The 16,193-nt window shown below is 76.9% G+C and carries 14 protein-coding genes; 1 reads left to right on the top strand and 13 read right to left on the bottom strand.

Annotated elements, in window-relative coordinates; translation table 11 throughout:
• Positions 1–144: 144 nt before the first annotated feature.
• Entirely contained in the window at positions 145–888 is a 744-nt protein-coding gene (locus tag GA0070611_RS05355; protein WP_197675858.1) for a hypothetical protein, read from the bottom strand.
• A gap of 16 nt (positions 889–904) precedes the next feature.
• A complete protein-coding gene (locus GA0070611_RS05350) occupies positions 905–1,540 on the bottom strand; it encodes an RNA polymerase sigma factor (protein WP_091658401.1) in 636 nt (211 codons plus the stop codon).
• 548 nt (positions 1,541–2,088) lie between these two features.
• On the opposite strand from GA0070611_RS05350, the gene GA0070611_RS05345 reads away from it, so the two are divergent.
• Positions 2,089–3,486 (top strand): serine/threonine-protein kinase, encoded by a 1,398-nt coding sequence (locus tag GA0070611_RS05345; protein WP_091672519.1) that lies wholly within the window; start codon positions 2,089–2,091, stop codon positions 3,484–3,486.
• A gap of 56 nt (positions 3,487–3,542) precedes the next feature.
• Here GA0070611_RS05345 and GA0070611_RS05340 read toward each other — a convergent pair whose 3' ends face one another.
• From GA0070611_RS05340 to GA0070611_RS05290, 11 genes are all read right to left on the bottom strand, one after another.
• Positions 3,543–6,023 (bottom strand): ABC transporter permease, encoded by a 2,481-nt coding sequence (locus tag GA0070611_RS05340; protein ID WP_091658398.1) that lies wholly within the window; start codon positions 6,021–6,023, stop codon positions 3,543–3,545.
• A gap of 213 nt (positions 6,024–6,236) precedes the next feature.
• On the bottom strand, positions 6,237–6,902 hold the full coding sequence (locus GA0070611_RS05335; RefSeq protein ID WP_091658397.1) for a response regulator: 666 nt from the start codon (positions 6,900–6,902) through the stop codon (positions 6,237–6,239).
• Positions 6,899–8,116: a sensor histidine kinase gene (locus tag GA0070611_RS05330; protein ID WP_091672516.1), complete on the bottom strand. Its 1,218-nt coding sequence runs from the start codon at positions 8,114–8,116 to the stop codon at positions 6,899–6,901. Before GA0070611_RS05330 ends, GA0070611_RS05335 begins: the two co-directional genes overlap by 4 nt.
• 76 nt (positions 8,117–8,192) lie before the next feature.
• Positions 8,193–9,185, bottom strand: coding sequence for a carcinine hydrolase/isopenicillin-N N-acyltransferase family protein (locus GA0070611_RS05325; protein ID WP_091658396.1), 993 nt, complete (start codon positions 9,183–9,185; stop codon positions 8,193–8,195).
• Positions 9,186–9,228: 43 nt separating this feature from the next.
• Positions 9,229–9,702, bottom strand: a complete 474-nt coding sequence (locus GA0070611_RS05320; protein ID WP_091658395.1) for a DUF1203 domain-containing protein — start codon at positions 9,700–9,702, stop codon at positions 9,229–9,231.
• A gap of 178 nt (positions 9,703–9,880) precedes the next feature.
• Complete coding sequence (locus tag GA0070611_RS05315) at positions 9,881–10,705, bottom strand: MerR family transcriptional regulator (protein ID WP_091658386.1); 825 nt, start codon at positions 10,703–10,705, stop codon at positions 9,881–9,883.
• A 52-nt stretch (positions 10,706–10,757) separates the two neighbouring features.
• Positions 10,758–12,359: an asparagine synthetase B family protein gene (locus tag GA0070611_RS05310; RefSeq protein ID WP_091658382.1), complete on the bottom strand. Its 1,602-nt coding sequence runs from the start codon at positions 12,357–12,359 to the stop codon at positions 10,758–10,760.
• 4 nt (positions 12,360–12,363) lie between these two features.
• The gene (locus GA0070611_RS05305) at positions 12,364–13,329 is read right to left on the bottom strand and encodes a hypothetical protein (RefSeq protein ID WP_091658379.1); all 966 of its coding nucleotides are present in this window, start codon (positions 13,327–13,329) and stop codon (positions 12,364–12,366) included.
• Positions 13,330–13,424: 95 nt separating this feature from the next.
• Positions 13,425–14,228, bottom strand: a complete 804-nt coding sequence (locus GA0070611_RS05300) for an isocitrate lyase/PEP mutase family protein (protein WP_091658376.1) — start codon at positions 14,226–14,228, stop codon at positions 13,425–13,427.
• Complete coding sequence (locus GA0070611_RS05295; protein ID WP_231921332.1) at positions 14,225–15,232, bottom strand: cytochrome P450; 1,008 nt, start codon at positions 15,230–15,232, stop codon at positions 14,225–14,227. Before GA0070611_RS05295 ends, GA0070611_RS05300 begins: the two co-directional genes overlap by 4 nt.
• A 208-nt stretch (positions 15,233–15,440) precedes the next feature.
• Entirely contained in the window at positions 15,441–16,181 is a 741-nt protein-coding gene (locus GA0070611_RS05290) for an ArsR/SmtB family transcription factor (RefSeq protein ID WP_091658373.1), read from the bottom strand.
• Positions 16,182–16,193: the final 12 nt, after the last annotated feature.

Raw genomic sequence — 16,193 nt, 5'->3', positions numbered from 1 at the left:
CGACAGCCCTGTCGGCCCGGGCGCCGGTGCCGTCACCGGCGGGGCGCCCGCGGTCCCACCATCTTCTGTCTATCAGACGGAATCCGCGCGCCCGAGGAGATGAATTTTTGTCCGGAATCCGGTTGCCGGTCCGCGGCAGGCCGGTCAGTCGTCGGTCTTCGGCCGTCCGGTGGGGTGGGCCGGGGTGGGCGCGGTGCCGGCCGGCCCGGACGGCGTGACCCGCTCGTGGGGCTCGGTCGGCTTCCCCGCCGGCGGCACCAGCCGGAGGCAGTACGCCTCGACCTGTCCGGCCCCGCCGGCCGCGGCCACCAGGTCGGCGTAGGCCGGCGTCTCCAGCGCCCTGGCCCGCTGCCGGTCCGACTTGGCCAGGTACGCCCGGCACAGGCCGGTGAGCTGCTGGACCTTCGCCGGCCGGCCCGGTCCGCCGGTCTGCCCCGGCGAGGCCGTCGGGGCGGGCGTACCGGTGGCCGCGGTGGGGTCCGCGGACGGTCCGGGCGTCCGGCTGCCCGCCGGCCCGCTGCTGGCCGCCGAGGTGGGGGCGGGCGGCGGCGCCGGCTGCTCGGACCGGTCGATGCGCACCGCGGCGAAGGCGACGCCGGCGGTGGCGGTGGCGGCGAGCCCGGCCACCCAGGCCGCCACGCCGACCCGCAGGCGGCGGCGCGGCGCGGATGCCGCAGCGGGGGCGGGGTGCGCCCGGGCGGCCCGGAACGCGGCGAGCGCCTGCTCCTCGCCGGACAGTTCGCCCGGGCCGGCCGGCGCGGAGGCCGCGGCGAGCAGCCGCGCCAACGGGTCGGCGTCCGGGCCCGGGTCACGTCCGGCCCGGGCCGCGTCGAGCAGACGGTCGGACTCCGCCGGGTCGGCGGGTCCGTCGGACCGGCCAAAGCTCATCCAGGTTCCTCTCACGTCAGCCGTCCGCCGGCTCGGCCTTGGGCGCGTTCGACGCGGACCGGCCCCGGCCGCTGCGCGGACGGGGCGGAGTGGCCGCGCCGGCGCCCGCCTGCTGCCCGTCGGCGCGATCCAGCAGGGCGGCGAGGCGGCGCAGCCCGCGGTGCGCGGCGGTGCGCACCGCACCCGCGCGCCGCCCGAGCACCCGGCCGGCGGTCTCCGCGTCGAGGCCGATCACCGCGCGCAGGAGCACCGCCTCCGCTTCCCGGGGAGGCAGCGTGGCGATCAGCGCCAGCGCGCTCTCGGTGCCGATGGTCTCGCCGGCCCGCTCGGCGGTGTCCGCGTCACCGGCCAGCTCGGTGAGCGCCTGCACCGGCACGGGCAGCGAGGGTCGCCGCCGCTGCCGGCGCAGGTGGTCCATGGCCCGGTTGCGGGCGATGGTGACGGTCCAGGCCCGGAACTCGCCGCCGGAGAAGCTGGGCAGGTCCCGCGAGATCTGCAGCCACGCCTCCGAGGCGACGTCCTCGGCCTCGGCGCCGACCAGCGCGGTCAGGTAGCGCAGCAGTCCCGGTTGCAGGCTGCGGTAGAGGAACCGGAAGGCAGCCTCGTCGCCCGCCTGGGCGGCGGCCACCGCCTCGCTCAGCTCACCGGTCATGGACCCGCCGTTCCCGCCGTACCCATCCGCCGCGCCGGCGACCGCCGGGCCGGTGACCGACGCCCCGCGGGTCCGGTGTCCGGACCTTCACCCGCACCATCAGCCCCCCGCTGGCCTGACCGCGGCCGGACGCCGGAGCGTACGGACGCGCGGATCGACATGTGCCGCCTGATGCGGCCGTCGGCGGACATACCGTACCGGTGCCGTGGGGCGACGCAGAGCCGGGCCGACGCTAGGAGGCGACGGTGGGGCGAACAAGCCGCCGCTCCTCGCGGAAAGAGTGAGAAATGTCCGAGGCCTGCGGCGGCGCGTCGCTGTAACGAACCCCACGGCCGGAACGCTGCGCCGATGACCGGATCCGGAAAGGCCGGTCCGGAACCCGGACAGACGAACCCAGGAGCGCATATCCTGGCCCATCGTACCCGGACCGTCACCCTCAGCCGAAGGGCGCGCGGCCGGTTGACCGTTCGGTGGACCGGGGCGGAACGGACCGCCGGACGGCACAGGAGAGATCGCGGGAAATACTTCGCGCCGCCACTGGGTACGGTATTGAGGTGTTGTCTTCGGAGGTCGTACTCAGCGGTCGGTACCGCCTGGATGACCGTGTCGCCACCGGCGGCATGGGTGACGTCTGGCGTGCCACCGACCTTGTGCTGGGCCGCGAGGTCGCGGTGAAGGTCCTGCTCCCCGCGCTGGTCTCCGACCCCGACTTCATCGCCCGTTTCCGGGCCGAGGCGCGGATCATGGCCGCGCTGCGCAACCCGGGCATCGTGCAGGTCTTCGACTGCGGTGAGGACGAGCTGCCCGACGGCAGCCGGGCCGACTACCTGGTCATGGAGTTCGTCGAGGGCGAGCCGCTGTCCAAGCGGATCGAGACCGCCGGGCACCTCGAGGTCGCCGAGACCATGTCGATCGTGGCGCAGGTGGCCCAGGCGCTGCACGCGGCCCACGTCCGGGGCATCGTGCACCGCGACGTCAAGCCCAGCAACCTGCTGGTCCAGGAGGACGGCACGGTCGTCCTGGTCGACTTCGGGGTGGCCCGCTCGACCAACGTGACCAGCATCACCAGCACGAACGCGGTGCCCGGCACCGCCCTCTACATGGCGCCCGAGCAGGCCGCCGGCCGGCCGGTCTCCGGCGGCACCGACATCTACGCCCTCGGCGCGGTCGCCTACTGCTGCCTCACCGGCACGCCCCCGTTCACCGGCGACAACCCGCTCCAGGTGGCGGTACGACACCTGGACGACGAGCCGCCGGAGCTGCCGGACGAGATCCCGCAGCCCGTCCGCGACCTGGTCGCCCGTGCGCTGGCCAAGGATCCGGCCGACCGGCACCCCTCCGGGGCGGCGATGGCCGCCGCGGCCCGGGCCGCGGCCGGTGAGGCGCCGACCGCGGTGAGCCCGCTGATGCTGCGTGGCGCGGCCGGCCCGGGCAGCACCCGCGACGACCTGGTCGCCGCCGCACCGGCGGCCGCCACCGTGGCGCCCGCCGGCAGCCGCCGTGGCCGACGGGGCACCCTCGTCGGCGCGCTGGCCGCCGTCGTGGTGGCGCTGGGCGCCCTCGGCGCGGCGCTGGGCGCCGCGAAGAACACCGGCGAGCCGGCCACCACGATCCGCACCACCGCCCCCGCCGTGGCCCCGAGCCTCGCGGAGGAGCCAGTCGCCACCGAGGCCGCGCCGACGGACTCCGCCGGCCGTCCGTACCGGCCGACCGGGGTCACCCGGCCGACCGCGACCGCGTCGGCCACGCCGAGCCGGTCCGCGAGCGCATCCGCCGCGCCGTCGCAGTCGCAGGCGCCGTCGCCGGCCCCCAGCGCGCCGACCACGGCACCCACCACCGCGGCGCCGACGGAGGTCACCACCCCGCCGACCGACCCGCCGACGACGACCACCGAGCCGCCCGCCGGTGGCGGCGGCGGTGACCAGCCGGGCGGCACGACCGGCTGAGCGCGGGACCGGTCGCCGGTCCGCGCCCCGCCGGACGGCGGGGCGCGACGGGCGGGTCAGTCCCCGCCGAGGGCCGCGACGACCGGCCGGGACAGCGCCCGCCGCGCCGGCAGCACCGAGGCGGCCAGGGCGGCCAGCACCGCCACGCCGAGCATCAGCGCCAGCCGACCCACGGGCAGCACCAGGGTGAAGTCACCCCCGACCCGGGCCAGCACCGCCATCGCCCCGGCCGCCACCCCGATGCCCAGCGCGATCCCCAGCAGGGTGCCCACCAGCGCGGTGAGTACCGCCTCCACGGCCAGCACGCCGCGCATCGCGGCCCGGCTCAGGCCCACCGCGCGGAGCACGGCGTTCTCCCGGGTGCGTTCGACCACGGAGAGGGTCAGCGTGTTCGCGACGCCGATCAGGGAGATCACCACGGCCAGGCCGAGCAGCGCGGTGACGAAGGCCAGCACCATGTCCACCGTCCCGGTGAGCATCCGCTTGTAGGCGTCCTGGTCGAGCAGGTTCACCGTCGGGTAGTCGGCCAGCACCGACCGCAACGCGGCCCGGGCGGTGGCCGGCGGGACGCCCGCCGCGGGCTCCACCTCGATCAGGTTCCCGCGCTGGGCGGGAAAGAGGCGGGCGAAGTCGGCGTCGATCACGTCGACCACGTGGCCCGCGGGAACCCGGCTGCCGGCCGGGGCCGGGGCGTCGTCGGCCACCACCGCCGCCACCCGGAACGGACGTCCCGCCAGGGTGACCGTCGTACCGACCGGCCAGCCCCGCGCCGCGGCCAGTTGGCGGTGCACCAGCACCGACCCCGGGGCGAGGCCGCCCGGATCGCCGGAGTCCACCGCGGTGAGACCGTGGCGCACCAGCGCCGGATGGGCGGCCCGCAACTCGACCCCGTCGACGACCCGGCTGCGCGGCTCGTGCACGACACCCAGCTCCGGGCGGGCGGCCAGCGCTCCGGCCAGCGGCGCGGGCACATCCGTCCCGATGCCGGTGACCAGGAAGTCCACGCCGAGCCGCCGGTCCACGCCACGCTCGATGCCCGCCTTCGCGCTGCCCGCGCCCACCACGAACGCGGAGACCAGTCCGATGCCGATCACCATGGTGGTGGCGGTCGCGGCGGCCCGGCGCGGGTTGCGCACGGCGTTCGCCACCGCCAGCCTCGCGGTGACCCCGAGCAACGGGCGGGCCGGCCGGCCGAGCAGCCGGATCAGCGCCGGCACCAGCACCGGGCCGAAGAGCACGATGCCGAGGAAGGCGAGCACACCGCCGACGGCGACCAGCAGCACCTGACCGCTCTCCCCCGCGCCGACCAGCGCCGCCACCCCGGCGACCAGGACCAGCGCGCCCGCGCCGAGCCGCAGCCGGCCGGCCCCGCGCGCGGGCCGTACCGCCGCGTCGGTCAACGCGGCCACCGGCGCCACCCGGGTGCCCTGCCAGGCGGGCAACGCGGCCGACACCATGGTGAGCAGCGTGCCGAGGCCCAGGCAGAGCAGCACGGTACGCGGGGTGACCACCGAGGAGACGGCGACCGGCACGTCGAGGCCGGACAGCAGGGCGCGCAGCCCGGCGGCCAGCGCGACGCCGGCCAGCACCCCGACCACGGACGCGAGCAGCCCGGTCGACGCGGCCTCCGCCAGGGCGGCCCGGAACAGCTGACCGCGGGTCGCCCCGACCAGCCGCAGCAACGCGGTACGCCGGGTCCGCTGGGCGAGCACGATGGCGAACGTGTTGGCGATGACGAAGCCGGCCACCACCACCGCCACCAGGGCGAAGGTCAGCAGGAAGACCCCGAACTGCCGGCCGTCGCGCACCGCCGCGTCGACCGCGTCCCCGACGATCGCCGCCCGGTCCTTGACCGGCACGCCCGCCCCGACCACCGCACGGAGCCGCTCGGCCACCGCCTGCCGGTCCACGCCGGGCCGGGTGGCCACCATGATCCGGTCATAGCCGGACGCGCCGCCCACCGCGAGCGCGTCCGCGCCGACCAGGCCGACGAACGGGCCGCCGACGTCCCGGGCGGTGCCGGCCACGTCCACCGTGCCGACCAGGGTGTACGGCCGCGCCGCCGCGCCGGTCCCGCCCACCCGCACCGCAGCGCCGAGGGGGAAACCCTGGTCCGCGACGGTCCCCGCGTCGAGCACCAGCTCGCCCGGGCGCTGCGGCAGCCGACCGGCCCGCACGTCGTACGACTGCAGGGCCGGGTCGGTGGGGACGGCGGCCAGCACGGCGTAGCCGAGCACCGGCCGGCCGTCCGCGCCGACGACCCCGGCGGTCCCGGTCAGTTCCCCGTCGGCGGCGGCCACCCCGTCGATCGCGCGGACCCGCTCGACCAGGCCCGGCGGCAACGGCGCCGCGCCCGCGTACGCGGCCAGGTCGGTGTGCCGGTCGAAGGCGCCGGCGCGGGCGTACGCCCCGGCGCGCAGGCCGTCGGTGAGGATCAGGGTGCCGGCGAGGAAGGCGACACCGAGCACGATCGCCAGCCCGGACAGCAGCAGGCGCAGCCCGTCGGCACGGAGCTGGCGCAGGGTCAGGCGCATCATCCCGGTCACCGTCCCGCCGCCGGCTCGGTGGTCGGGACGGGGCCGGAGGGCGGGATCGGGGACACCAGGTGCTCCTGTCGGACGCGTCGGTCGGGACACTTCCGACGCTAGGCGCGGCCCTGACCGGCGGGCCTGCACCCACACGCTCGACGTCGATACGCCCCGGGTCGCCCCGGACCGGGTGGACCCGTACGCCCCAGGTCGTACCCGCGCTCAGCCGCCCGGGGTGATCAGGCCGCTCTCGTACGCCAGGACCACCACCTGGACCCGGTCGCGCAGCCGCAGCTTCGCCAGGATCCGCCCGACGTGGGTCTTCACCGTCGCCTCAGCGACGTGCACCCGGGTGGCGATCTCGGCGTTGGACAGCCCCTGGGCGACCAGCAGCAGCACCTCCCGCTCCCGCTCGGTGAGCTGGGCGAGCCGGGGGTCCTCGGTGGGCGCGGGGCCGAGCTGATCGGCGAACCGGTCGAGCAGCCGCCGGGTGATCGACGGGGCCACCACCGAGTCGCCCTCGGCGACCACCCGGATCGCGGCCATCAGCTCCTCCGGTGGCACGTTCTTGAGCAGGAACCCGCTGGCGCCGGCCCGCAACGCGGCGAACGCGTCCGCCTCGGTGTCGAAGGTGGTCAGCACCAGCACCCGGGGCCGCCCGGCAGCCGGGCGGGCGCAGATCCGGCGGGTCGCCTCCACCCCGTCCATGGTGGGCATGCGCAGGTCCATCACCACCACGTCGGCCTCGACCCGGTCCAGCAGCCGCAGCGCGTCCGCACCGTCGATCGCCTCGCCGACCACGGTCAGGTCGGGTTGGGAGTCGAGCACCATCCGGAACCCGGCACGCACCAACGCCTGGTCGTCGACGATCACCACGCGGACGCTCATGCCGCCTCCTCCTGCTCGGGCACCGACGGTAACGGCAGCCGCGCCTCGACCCGCCAGCCGCCGGCCGGCGTGGCACCGGCGACGAGACTGCCGTCGTACACGCCGACCCGCTCGCGCATGCCGACCAGGCCGTGCCCGCCGGGCGGCGCCAGCCGGACCACCGGCCGGCCGTGGCCGTCGTCGACGACCCGGACCACGACGGCCGTCGGCGACCAGTCCAGGTGCAGCGCGACGGAGGCACCCACCCCGGCGTGCTTGAGCGCGTTCGTCAGCGACTCCTGCACCACCCGGTAGACGGTCAGCTCCAGCCCGGGTGGCAGCGACACCGATTCGCCCGAGGTGCTGTCCGTGACCGCCAGGCCGGCGGCGCGGAACCGGTCCAGCAGGTCGGGCAGTTCGACCAGCGCCGGTCGGCGGTGGGCCGGCTCGGGTCCGGTCGTGACGCCCGCCACCGCCACCGGCTCCGGGCGACTCGGTTCCCGGAGCACCCCGACCAGCCGGCGCATCTCCTCCAGCGCCTGTCGTCCGGTGTCCGCCACCACCTTGGCCGCCACCCGGGCCGTGTCCGGGTCCCGGTCGATGGTGAACCGGACGCCGTCGGCCTGCACGATCATCACGGCCATGCTGTGCGCGACCACGTCGTGCAGCTCGCGGGCGATCCGGGTGCGCTCCTCGGCCACCGCGGCCCGGGCCTCGGCCTCCCGCTCCCGTTCCAGGGTGCTGGCCCGCTCCTCCAGGCTGAGCACGTAGAGCCGGCGGGTCCGTACGTTCAGGCCGACCAGCCAGACCGCGCCGGTGACCAGCCCGAAGTAGAGGACACTGCCCCACCAGGGCGCCGGGCCGGGGACCTGGACGGCCGCCAGCACCACCCCGACCGCCGCGACGACCCCGGCGACGACCCCGTCGCGGAGCCGGTCGGCGTACTTGACCACGCTGTAGAGGGCGATCAGCACGGCGACGTCGTAGGCGAGCGGCCCCCAGCCGGCGGCCACCTGCACCAGCGCGAGACCACCCACCACCACGGCGACCGGGACCGGACGGGTACGCCGGAAGAACAGGGCCGGCACCATCAGCACCCCGACCAGGGTGGCCGCCACGCCGCCCGGCTGGTTCGCGGCGGCGGCCACGGCGACGAGCGCCACCAGCGCACAGACGAGGACGTCGAAGGCCACCCCGCGCACCGGCCGCCCGAACACCACCCGATCCACGATCACCCAGCGTACGGGCCCGGCCCGTGCCTTCCCCACCCCTCCCCCGGGCGCGTGTCCCTTCCCACGGGGTGGTGCGGGGTCAGGTCATCGGTAGGCGGTAGCTGCGCTCCGCGCCGCCGGTGGCGGTCACCAGCCGCACCTCGCCGGTGCGCAGCCCGTAGACCACCGACCAGCGGGTGTGCGGCTGCCGGACCGCGTCGAGCAGGCGCAACGCGGCCGGGGCGGCCAGCACGCCCCGGGCGTCGTCCAGGGCCGCGGCCAGCACCCCGTACCGGTGGTCGCGGCGCAGGTCCCGCTCCGGCACGCCGACCGCCGGCACGTTCGTCAGCGCCTGCCAGGGGCCGCGCCGCCGGTCGGCCCGCATCGTCCCGTCCACGAACTCCACCACGGCCGACGCGCCGCTGGCGTCGGCGAGCAGGTAGTGCAGCGGCGGCCCGCCGTCGAAGTCCAGGTTGTAGCGCGCGAACACCGCGATCGCCTCGTCCACCGTCGCCGCCGAGTCGAGCACCAGCCGCAGGATGCGCACCGAGCCCACCGTGGGCCGGCCCGGCACCGGTCGGACGGTCGCGCCGTCGTCGGCCGCCAGCCCGACGGCCAGGCCCCGCTCGTTCATCCCGTCGAAGGGCAGCAGCGGCGCGTCGAGCAGCCGCCGGTCGCCGGTCGGATCCGGGCCGACGCCGAGGTAGGAGATGTCGACCAGGGAGATCGAGGCGTACCCGTCGGGCGGGTCGGCCCGCAGCACCAGGCCCGGGTTCGGCTCCCAGTCGAAGTTGCGGGCGAACAGCGGCCGGTCCCGGTCACCGAGCGCGGCGAACAGGGAGCAGCCGAAGGGGCTGGCCCCGGGCGTGCCGGTCAACCCCACCGTCGGGTCGTAGTCACCGTGGTACGTCATCTCGTACAGCGGCAGGTCGTCGACCTTGCGCAGGCTGGCCAGGGTCTGCTCGACCTGGCCGGCGTCCTGCCGGGAGGCCGACGGCGCGCCGGCCGCCGGGGACGCCCCGTCCCGCCCGTGGGAGCAGCCGGTGGTGACGAGCAGGAGGGCGAGGCCGGTGGCGAGCAGGGTCCTGCGCATGCCCGCGACGGTAGAAGAGGCAGCGACAGTTGTCCATCGCGGCTCAGCCGCGCACGACCGCGAACATGTAGCAGCCGTACACCACGTTGCGGCTGTGCAGCAGCGCCACCGACGGATCGGCGAGCAGCTCGGCGACCACCGGCTCCGGGTCGGTCCCGTCGTGCAGCCGCCCGCCCACGATGCGGCCACGCCCGTCGTAGGCCCGCAGCACCTGGGTCCGCCCCCGCCAGGCGGCCGGGTAGCCGGTCACCTCGGCCGGGCCGGGGCACTCGGCGTCGTGCGCGAAGACCGGACCCACCTCCCGGTACGGTCCGGGCGGCAGCGGCGGGGCGTACCCGAACAGCAGCAGCGGCTCCCCCGGCCGGGCGTCGCGCAGGCAGCAGCGCAGCGGCTCGCCACCCGCCGCCCGGCTGCGCTCCACCGGCGCTCCCCCGGCGTCGACCCCGGCCCGCCGGACCTCGGCGAGTACCCCACTCGGCAGCGGCTGGACCAGGTACGCGGTTCGTGTCATCGGCATGCCACCAGCCTGGCCCGCGCCGGCCCCGCACGCTGGCGGCGATCGGACCTCGCGGTGCGCCCCGCGCCCCGCGCTGTCCGGTGTCCGACGGCGGGCATCGTCGCGGCCGGAGCGGGTATGCGGGTGGCGCAGCGGCCGGGACGGGCTGCCCACCACCCTCGGGCAGCCCGTCCCCGCGTCAGCGGCGGGAGACCGGGAGCTGGAGTTCGGTCACGCCCTGCTCCGGCTTGCCCTGGCAGTACTCGAGGTAGACCTCGCGGGCGTAGCCGTCGGCGCGCCAGCCGTGCTCCTCGACCCACCGGGCCAGCACCTGCATGGTCGCCTCGACCTCGTCCATCGACCCGTGGTGCACGATCGTCGCGGCGGTGGGCACCGCCGGCAGGTCGACCACGGCGACGTCCGGCGCGTCCGCCGGGTCGACGTGCACGGTAACCCCGGCGTGCACGACCACCTCGTCCCCGTCGCCGGCCGGCTCGTACCAGGCGATGCCCGGTCCGGCCGGGCGGACGCCCGCCGCGTCGAGCCGGCGGAACAGCTCCGGGTAGAGCGGCTGGATCACCGGCCCGATGTCCGGCGACTCGTAGCTGCGGGCCACCCCGGTCAGCTCCGCGATCCGCACCGGCGGCACCTGCTTCAGTACGACGTCCCTGGTGGTCATCCGACCCTCCGTCTCGAGCATCCGGAGTCTCGCCTCGATCCCGGCCAGCCGGGCGGTGTCCGCGGCCACCCGGTCGGTGAGCTGGGCCCGGCGCAGCCGCAGCATGCCGCGCAGCTCCGCGGCGTCGAGCCGGTCGTCGAGGACCGCCCCGACCTGGTCCAGGGTGAGGCCCAGGTCCTTGAGGGCGATCACCCGGTGCAGCCGGCCCAGCTGCTCCGCCCGGTAGTACCGGTAGCCGGTGTGCGGGTCCACGGCGGCCGGGCGCAGCAGCCCGATGCCGTCGTAGTGGCGCAGCATCCGGACCGACACCCGACCGAGTGCGGCGAATTCTCCGATGGTGAACATGGCCCCCTCACGCTCGTCCCTGACACGGTGTCAGAGTCAAGCGGCGGCCGGGTCAGCGCACCGGCGTCCGTCGGGTGGCGCGCGGGCCGACCAGCCGGCGGACCACCGGCACCGTGTTCCACTTCGCCGCGCCGACCAGGTCCCGGGCGTGCTCCAGCACCGTGTAGTCGGGGCGGGCGAGGCCGTCGGCGATGGCCCGGTCCAGGTCGTTGCCGCAGCGGGTGAGCACGCTGTCGAAGTCGCGGCGCACCGGTTCGAGCAGGTCGTAGCCGAAGGAGCGGTGCAGCCGGGCGAAGAGCGGCTTGTAGAGCCGGGCCCGTTCGTGCAGCCCCGACGAGTACGACATCGGGTTCTTCGGCCGCCGCCGGATGTAGTCGGGCAGCACGTCGGCGAAGGCCCGCCGGACGATCCACTTCTCCTGCCCGTCGCGCAGCTTCAGCGCCAGCGGCAGCCGCATGGCCAGTTCCACCACGCTCAGGTCGAGGAAGGGCACCCGGGCCTCCACCCCGTGTCCCATGCTGACCCGGTCCACCCGCTGCAACTCCGTCCGGCACAGGTTGCGGATCTTGTGCAGGAAGAGCCGGCGGGACCGCTCGGGGCCGACCTGGTGGTACATCGGGTAGCCGCCGAACAGCTCGTCGGAGCCGTCCCCGGTGAGCACCACCTTCACGCCCAGCTCGCGCAGCCGGCGGAAGATCGGCACGGTGACCACGGCGTTGATGATGTCGCCGTACTCGGTCAGCTCGGAGATGCGGATGGCCTCACGCACGTCGGCGAGCCGGATGTCGCGCGGGCGCACCTCGATCACCTCGTGCGGCACCCCCAGGTCGGCGGCGAGCCGCCGGGCGTACGCCACGTCCGGGCTCTCCGGGACACCGACGGTGACCGCCACGCAGTCCGGGTGCAGCGTCTTGGCGTGCAGCAGGGCGAGCGAGCTGTCCAGCCCGCCGGAGAGGACCACGCCGACGGTGAGGTCGGTGTCGAGCCGGGCCCGGATGCTGTCGGTGAGCGCGGCCCGGACCAGCCCCGCCGCCTCGTCCGGGTCGTCGATCACCGGCTGCCCGGCACCCAGTTCGAGCAGGTCCACGTGCGGACGCAGCCGCACCGGCCCGTCCGGCCCGGCCCAGCCGTGGTGCCCGGGTGGCACCTCGCTGACCGGCGCGTTCTGACCGACCAGGGCCTTCACCTCGGAGGCCAGGTGCAGGCAGCCGGGCGTCCTCGACCAGTACAGCGGCTTCACCCCGAGCGGGTCGCGGGCCAGGTAGGCGCGGCCGGTGGCCCGCTCCACCACCACGAAGGCGTACTCGCCGCGCAGCCGGTGCACGGCCCCCTCGCCCCAGTGCCGGAACGCGGTGAGCACCACCTCGGTGTCGCCGGCGGTGCGGAACTCGTACCCGAGCCGGGTCAGCTCCCCGCGCAGCTCGTGGTGGTTGAAGATCTCGCCGTTGTAGCAGAGCAGGTGCCGCTCGTCCGGCGCGACCCAGGGCTGCACGGCCCGCTCACGGTCCACCACGCGCAGCCGGCGGACGCCGGCCAGCAGCCCGTTCTCCTGCCGGGTCTCGGTCACCTCACCGCGGGCGGCGAGCGTGGCGAGCATCCGGCGGAAGGTGGCCGGGTCGGCCTCCGGCCCGATGCTCAGCGCGATTCCGCACATCTGCTCACACCCCCATCTCGGCCTCGTACGCCTGCCGGTAGCGGCGGCGGGCGGCGGGCGCGAGACAGAGGTGCCAGGCCTGTCCCTCGTCGACCACGTTGAGCTCGCCGGCCTCCTGCCGGGCGAGCAGCAGCTCGGCCAGGGTGTCGCGCGCCCCGAACCGGTGGAACCAGTCCAGCTCCACGTCGGCGGCCCAGCCGAGGCAGTGCCCGCTGGGCACCATGGCCGCGTACCCCAGCCGGCGCAGCCGGTACTGGTGCTCGGCGCTGCGGGCCAGGCTGGTCACCCAGAGCGGCGGGGTGCCCGGTCCGGTGGCCAGGGCGAACTCCCGGCCGAGGTCGTTGAGCAGGGCCACCACCTCGCGGCGGGCCCGGCGGAACAGCAGCCCGGCGGTGTGCGGGGCGGCGCCGGGCAGCAGCCGGCGCCGCAGTGCGCGCAGCCCTCGACCGAGGACGGTGGCCGGCTGCTCCTGGTAGCGGAACGCGAGCAGCCCGCGCCGCCGCAGCCACTCCAGGTCGACCAGTTCGGTGCTGGTGTGGACCTGGTTGTCGGTGCCGAAGCTCGGGGTGTCCCCCCACCAGAGCACGTCGATGCGGGAGAGCAGGTAGATCCGGACCAGCGCGGTGAGGTCCTGCGCCGAGCTGCGGGTGTTGGGCCGGTAGCGGGCGATCTCCAGCAGCAGGGTCTCCCGGGCGCCAACGAAGCCCTGCGGGGTGGCGGCCAGGACGGCGGCGATGGCCGGCTCGCGCAGCCGCTGGTCGAGCAGCACCTGGCGGGCGGCGGTCGACGGGGCGTCCGCGAGGGCGCCCACCTCGACCAGCAGTTCGGCCACCGCCGCCCGGTACGCCGCGAGGTCCGGCCGGCCGGGCACCGGGTGCCGGCCGGCCGCCGTGGGCAGCCGGCGGGTGGGGGCGGTGGACGCGACGGCGGGCCCGGGCTGCGGGCCGGGGCTTCGGCTGGGCACTCGCATGGTCGGGCTCCCTCTCCGGGCAGGACACGGTGTGGTCGAACCTGAAACCCACCGTATGCACCGGAAGGCGTAGCTCCCCGAACAATCCTCCTATCTCACCCCTGAGGCACCTCTTTCGGGACGACCAGCCCCTGCACCCACCCGTAGGCAGGCGCGACGGGCAGGTCGGGGTCCCGACCGGCGGCGACCGCGTCGGCCAGGTGCAGCGCGGCACCGAGGGCCGCCCGGAACAGCAGTGAGCCGGTGCTGACCCGGGCCACCCCGAGCCGACCCAGCGCGGTCAGGGCCGGCCCGCCGGGGCGGTACAGCACGTTCACCGGCCGGGCCGCCTCGCTGACGAGCCGGGGCAGCAGGTCGTCCGGCGCGCCGGGCACGAAGAAGCCGTCCGCGCCGGCCTCCCGGTACGCGTGGGCCCGGCGCACCGCCTCGTCGAGCGGGTCCGCCACCCCGAGCCACCACGCGTCGGTGCGGGCGTTGACGAAGAGCCCGGGCACCGCCGCCCGGACCGCCGCCACCGTCTCGGCGACCAGCGTCACCGGGGCGAGCGTGCCGTCCGGGCGGCCGTCCTCCAGGTTGATCCCCACCACGCCGTACGCCGCCAGCTCGGCGACCCGCCCGGCCACGGCGGCCGGCCCGGCCCCGAACCCGCCCTCGACGTCGACGGTGAGCAGCACCGGCAGGTCGCGCAGTCGCCGCGCCAGGTCGAGGGTGTCGGGCCAGGTCGCCCCGGTGCCGTCCGGCTGCCCGGCGGCCGCGGCGACGCCGAGACTGGTGGTCCCGATCGCCGGGTGACCCCGGGCGGCGAGCGCGGCGGCGGAGGCGTGGTCCCACGCGTTCGGCAGCAGCAGCGGGCGGCCGGGCCGGTGCAGGGCCCGGAAGGCCGCGGCACGGTCGCTCATCGGACGGTCACCTCCAGCCGGCTCGGCACCCGCAGGGTGGGGTGCGGCGCGTACCGGACCGGGGTGTCGGTCGGCGCGCAGCGCCGCCGCAGCACGTCGAGCACCCCGGCCGCCAGGGCGAGGGCGTGCCGCTCAGCCGGGCAGCCCCGCGTCCCCGCGCCGAAGGTCAGCGTCCCGCCCGCCCGGCCGGGTCGGCACCGGTCCGGCTCGGGGTGCACGCCCGGGTCCCGGTTGGCCGCGTCGAAGCGGAGCAGCAGCGGGGTGTCCGGGCCGATCTCCCGCCCGCCGAGGCGCAGCGCGGCGGTGGTGACCCGGCGGGTGGCCCGCACCGGCGGGTCGAGCCGCAGCACCTCGGCCAGCAGGTCGGTGGTCGGCACCGCCGCAGGCGCGGCGAGGCCGTGCCGGACGGCCGCGCCGATCAGCCCGGCGGTGGCGTCGCAGGCCTGCACCAGCAGACCGATCCGGTTCGCCGCGACCTCGGCCGGGGCCGGTGGCGACAGCGCCAGCAGCGTGGCCACGGCCCGGTCCGCGCGCGCCACCGCCGCCGCCCCGGCACCCGGGTGGTAGGCGGCGGCGACCACCACCACGGCCGGCGCGGCCGCCGTCGGATCGGCCAGGCCGAGCCGCGCCGCCAGCACCTCCAGGGGTACGCGCCGAGCCGGTCCCACCAGCACGTCGAGGCGGCCGGGTCCGGTCAGTTCCCGCTCGGTGCGCCGGGCCGCCGCGGCGGACAACTCGTCGGGGTCGAGGCCGGCGAGCGCGGCGGTGCCGATCGCCCGGCGGGCGGGGTGCCGGTCCGGGGCGCTGAACCGGCTGACCGTCGCGCGCAGCCAGGCGAGGGTGCCGGGCGGTCCGCCGGGGGCGACCGGCACCGTGCAGCGGGGCTCGGTCAGCGCCGCCAGCACGTCGGCGTGCCGGGTGAGCACCCAGCCGTGGTCGGGGTCGGGCACGGGCGGCCCGCACGGCGGCGTACCGGGCGGGGCGGGGATCACTGGCCAACTCATCGCCCGACCGTAGGCGGCGTTTCCTTCGGTGCCCGCCGAACCGTCGGCCGGCTCCGGTGGTGGCGCCGCCCGGCCGGGCTCCCGACGCGCCGGGTCCACCGACCGACCCCGGCGCTGCCCGACCGGGCTCCCGACGCTTCGCGCCCGCCGACCGAACCCGGGCCGGGCCGGGTCGGCGCGGTCCGCCCGGCGGTGCGGCACGGCACGGTCAGGCGCGGGCCGGGCCGGTGTCGCGGGTCGGAGGTGGGGCGAGGGCGGCGGGGTCGAGGCCGAGGGCGGCGGCGAGCGCGGGGCGGCCGGCCGGGGTGAGCCGGACCGCGCGACCGGTGCCGGACGCCGTCCAGCCCAGGTCGGCGAAGCGCCGGCAGAGCGCCGCGCCGAGCGCGCCGGCCAGGTGCGGGCGGCGCTCCGTCCAGTCCAGGCAGTCGCGCACCAGCGGACGCCGGGCCGCCCGCAGCGGCGCGACGGGTACGCCGAGCCCGGCCAGCCAGGTCACCCCGGCCGGGGTCAGGGCCAGCCCGCCGGAGCGGTCCAGCACCCCCCGGTCCAGCAGGGCGTCGTGCAGCAGCACGCCGAGCCGCCCGGCGAGGTGGTCGTAGCAGGTCCGGGCGTACGCCAGAGCCGCCCCGGCCGACGCGGCGCGCAGGGTGCGCGGCGGGACCGGCGGGGTGGGGGCGTGCCCGGCGAGGTCCTCGACGAGCTGCGCGACCGCCGGGCCGGCGAGGCGGACGTACCGGTGCCGGCCCTGCCGCTCCTGCACCAGCAGGCCGCCCCGGACCAGCCGGGTGAGGTGGTCGCTCGCGGTGGACGGGGCGACTCCGGCGCGGCGGGCCAGTTCCCCGGCGGTCCAGGCCCGCCCGTCGAGCAGCGCCAGGCAGAAGCTCGCCCGGGTCGGGTCGGCCAGCAGCGCGGCGAGCCCGGCCAGCGCGCGGCCGTCGGTGGTGGTCATCGGTCCATGCTG

It is taken from the genome of Micromonospora auratinigra, assembly GCF_900089595.1.
In the GTDB taxonomy this organism is placed as follows: Bacteria; Actinomycetota; Actinomycetes; order Mycobacteriales; family Micromonosporaceae; genus Micromonospora; species Micromonospora auratinigra.
The sequence above is the reverse complement of the archived record's forward strand: the minus strand, read 5'-3'. Positions and strand labels throughout refer to the sequence as shown.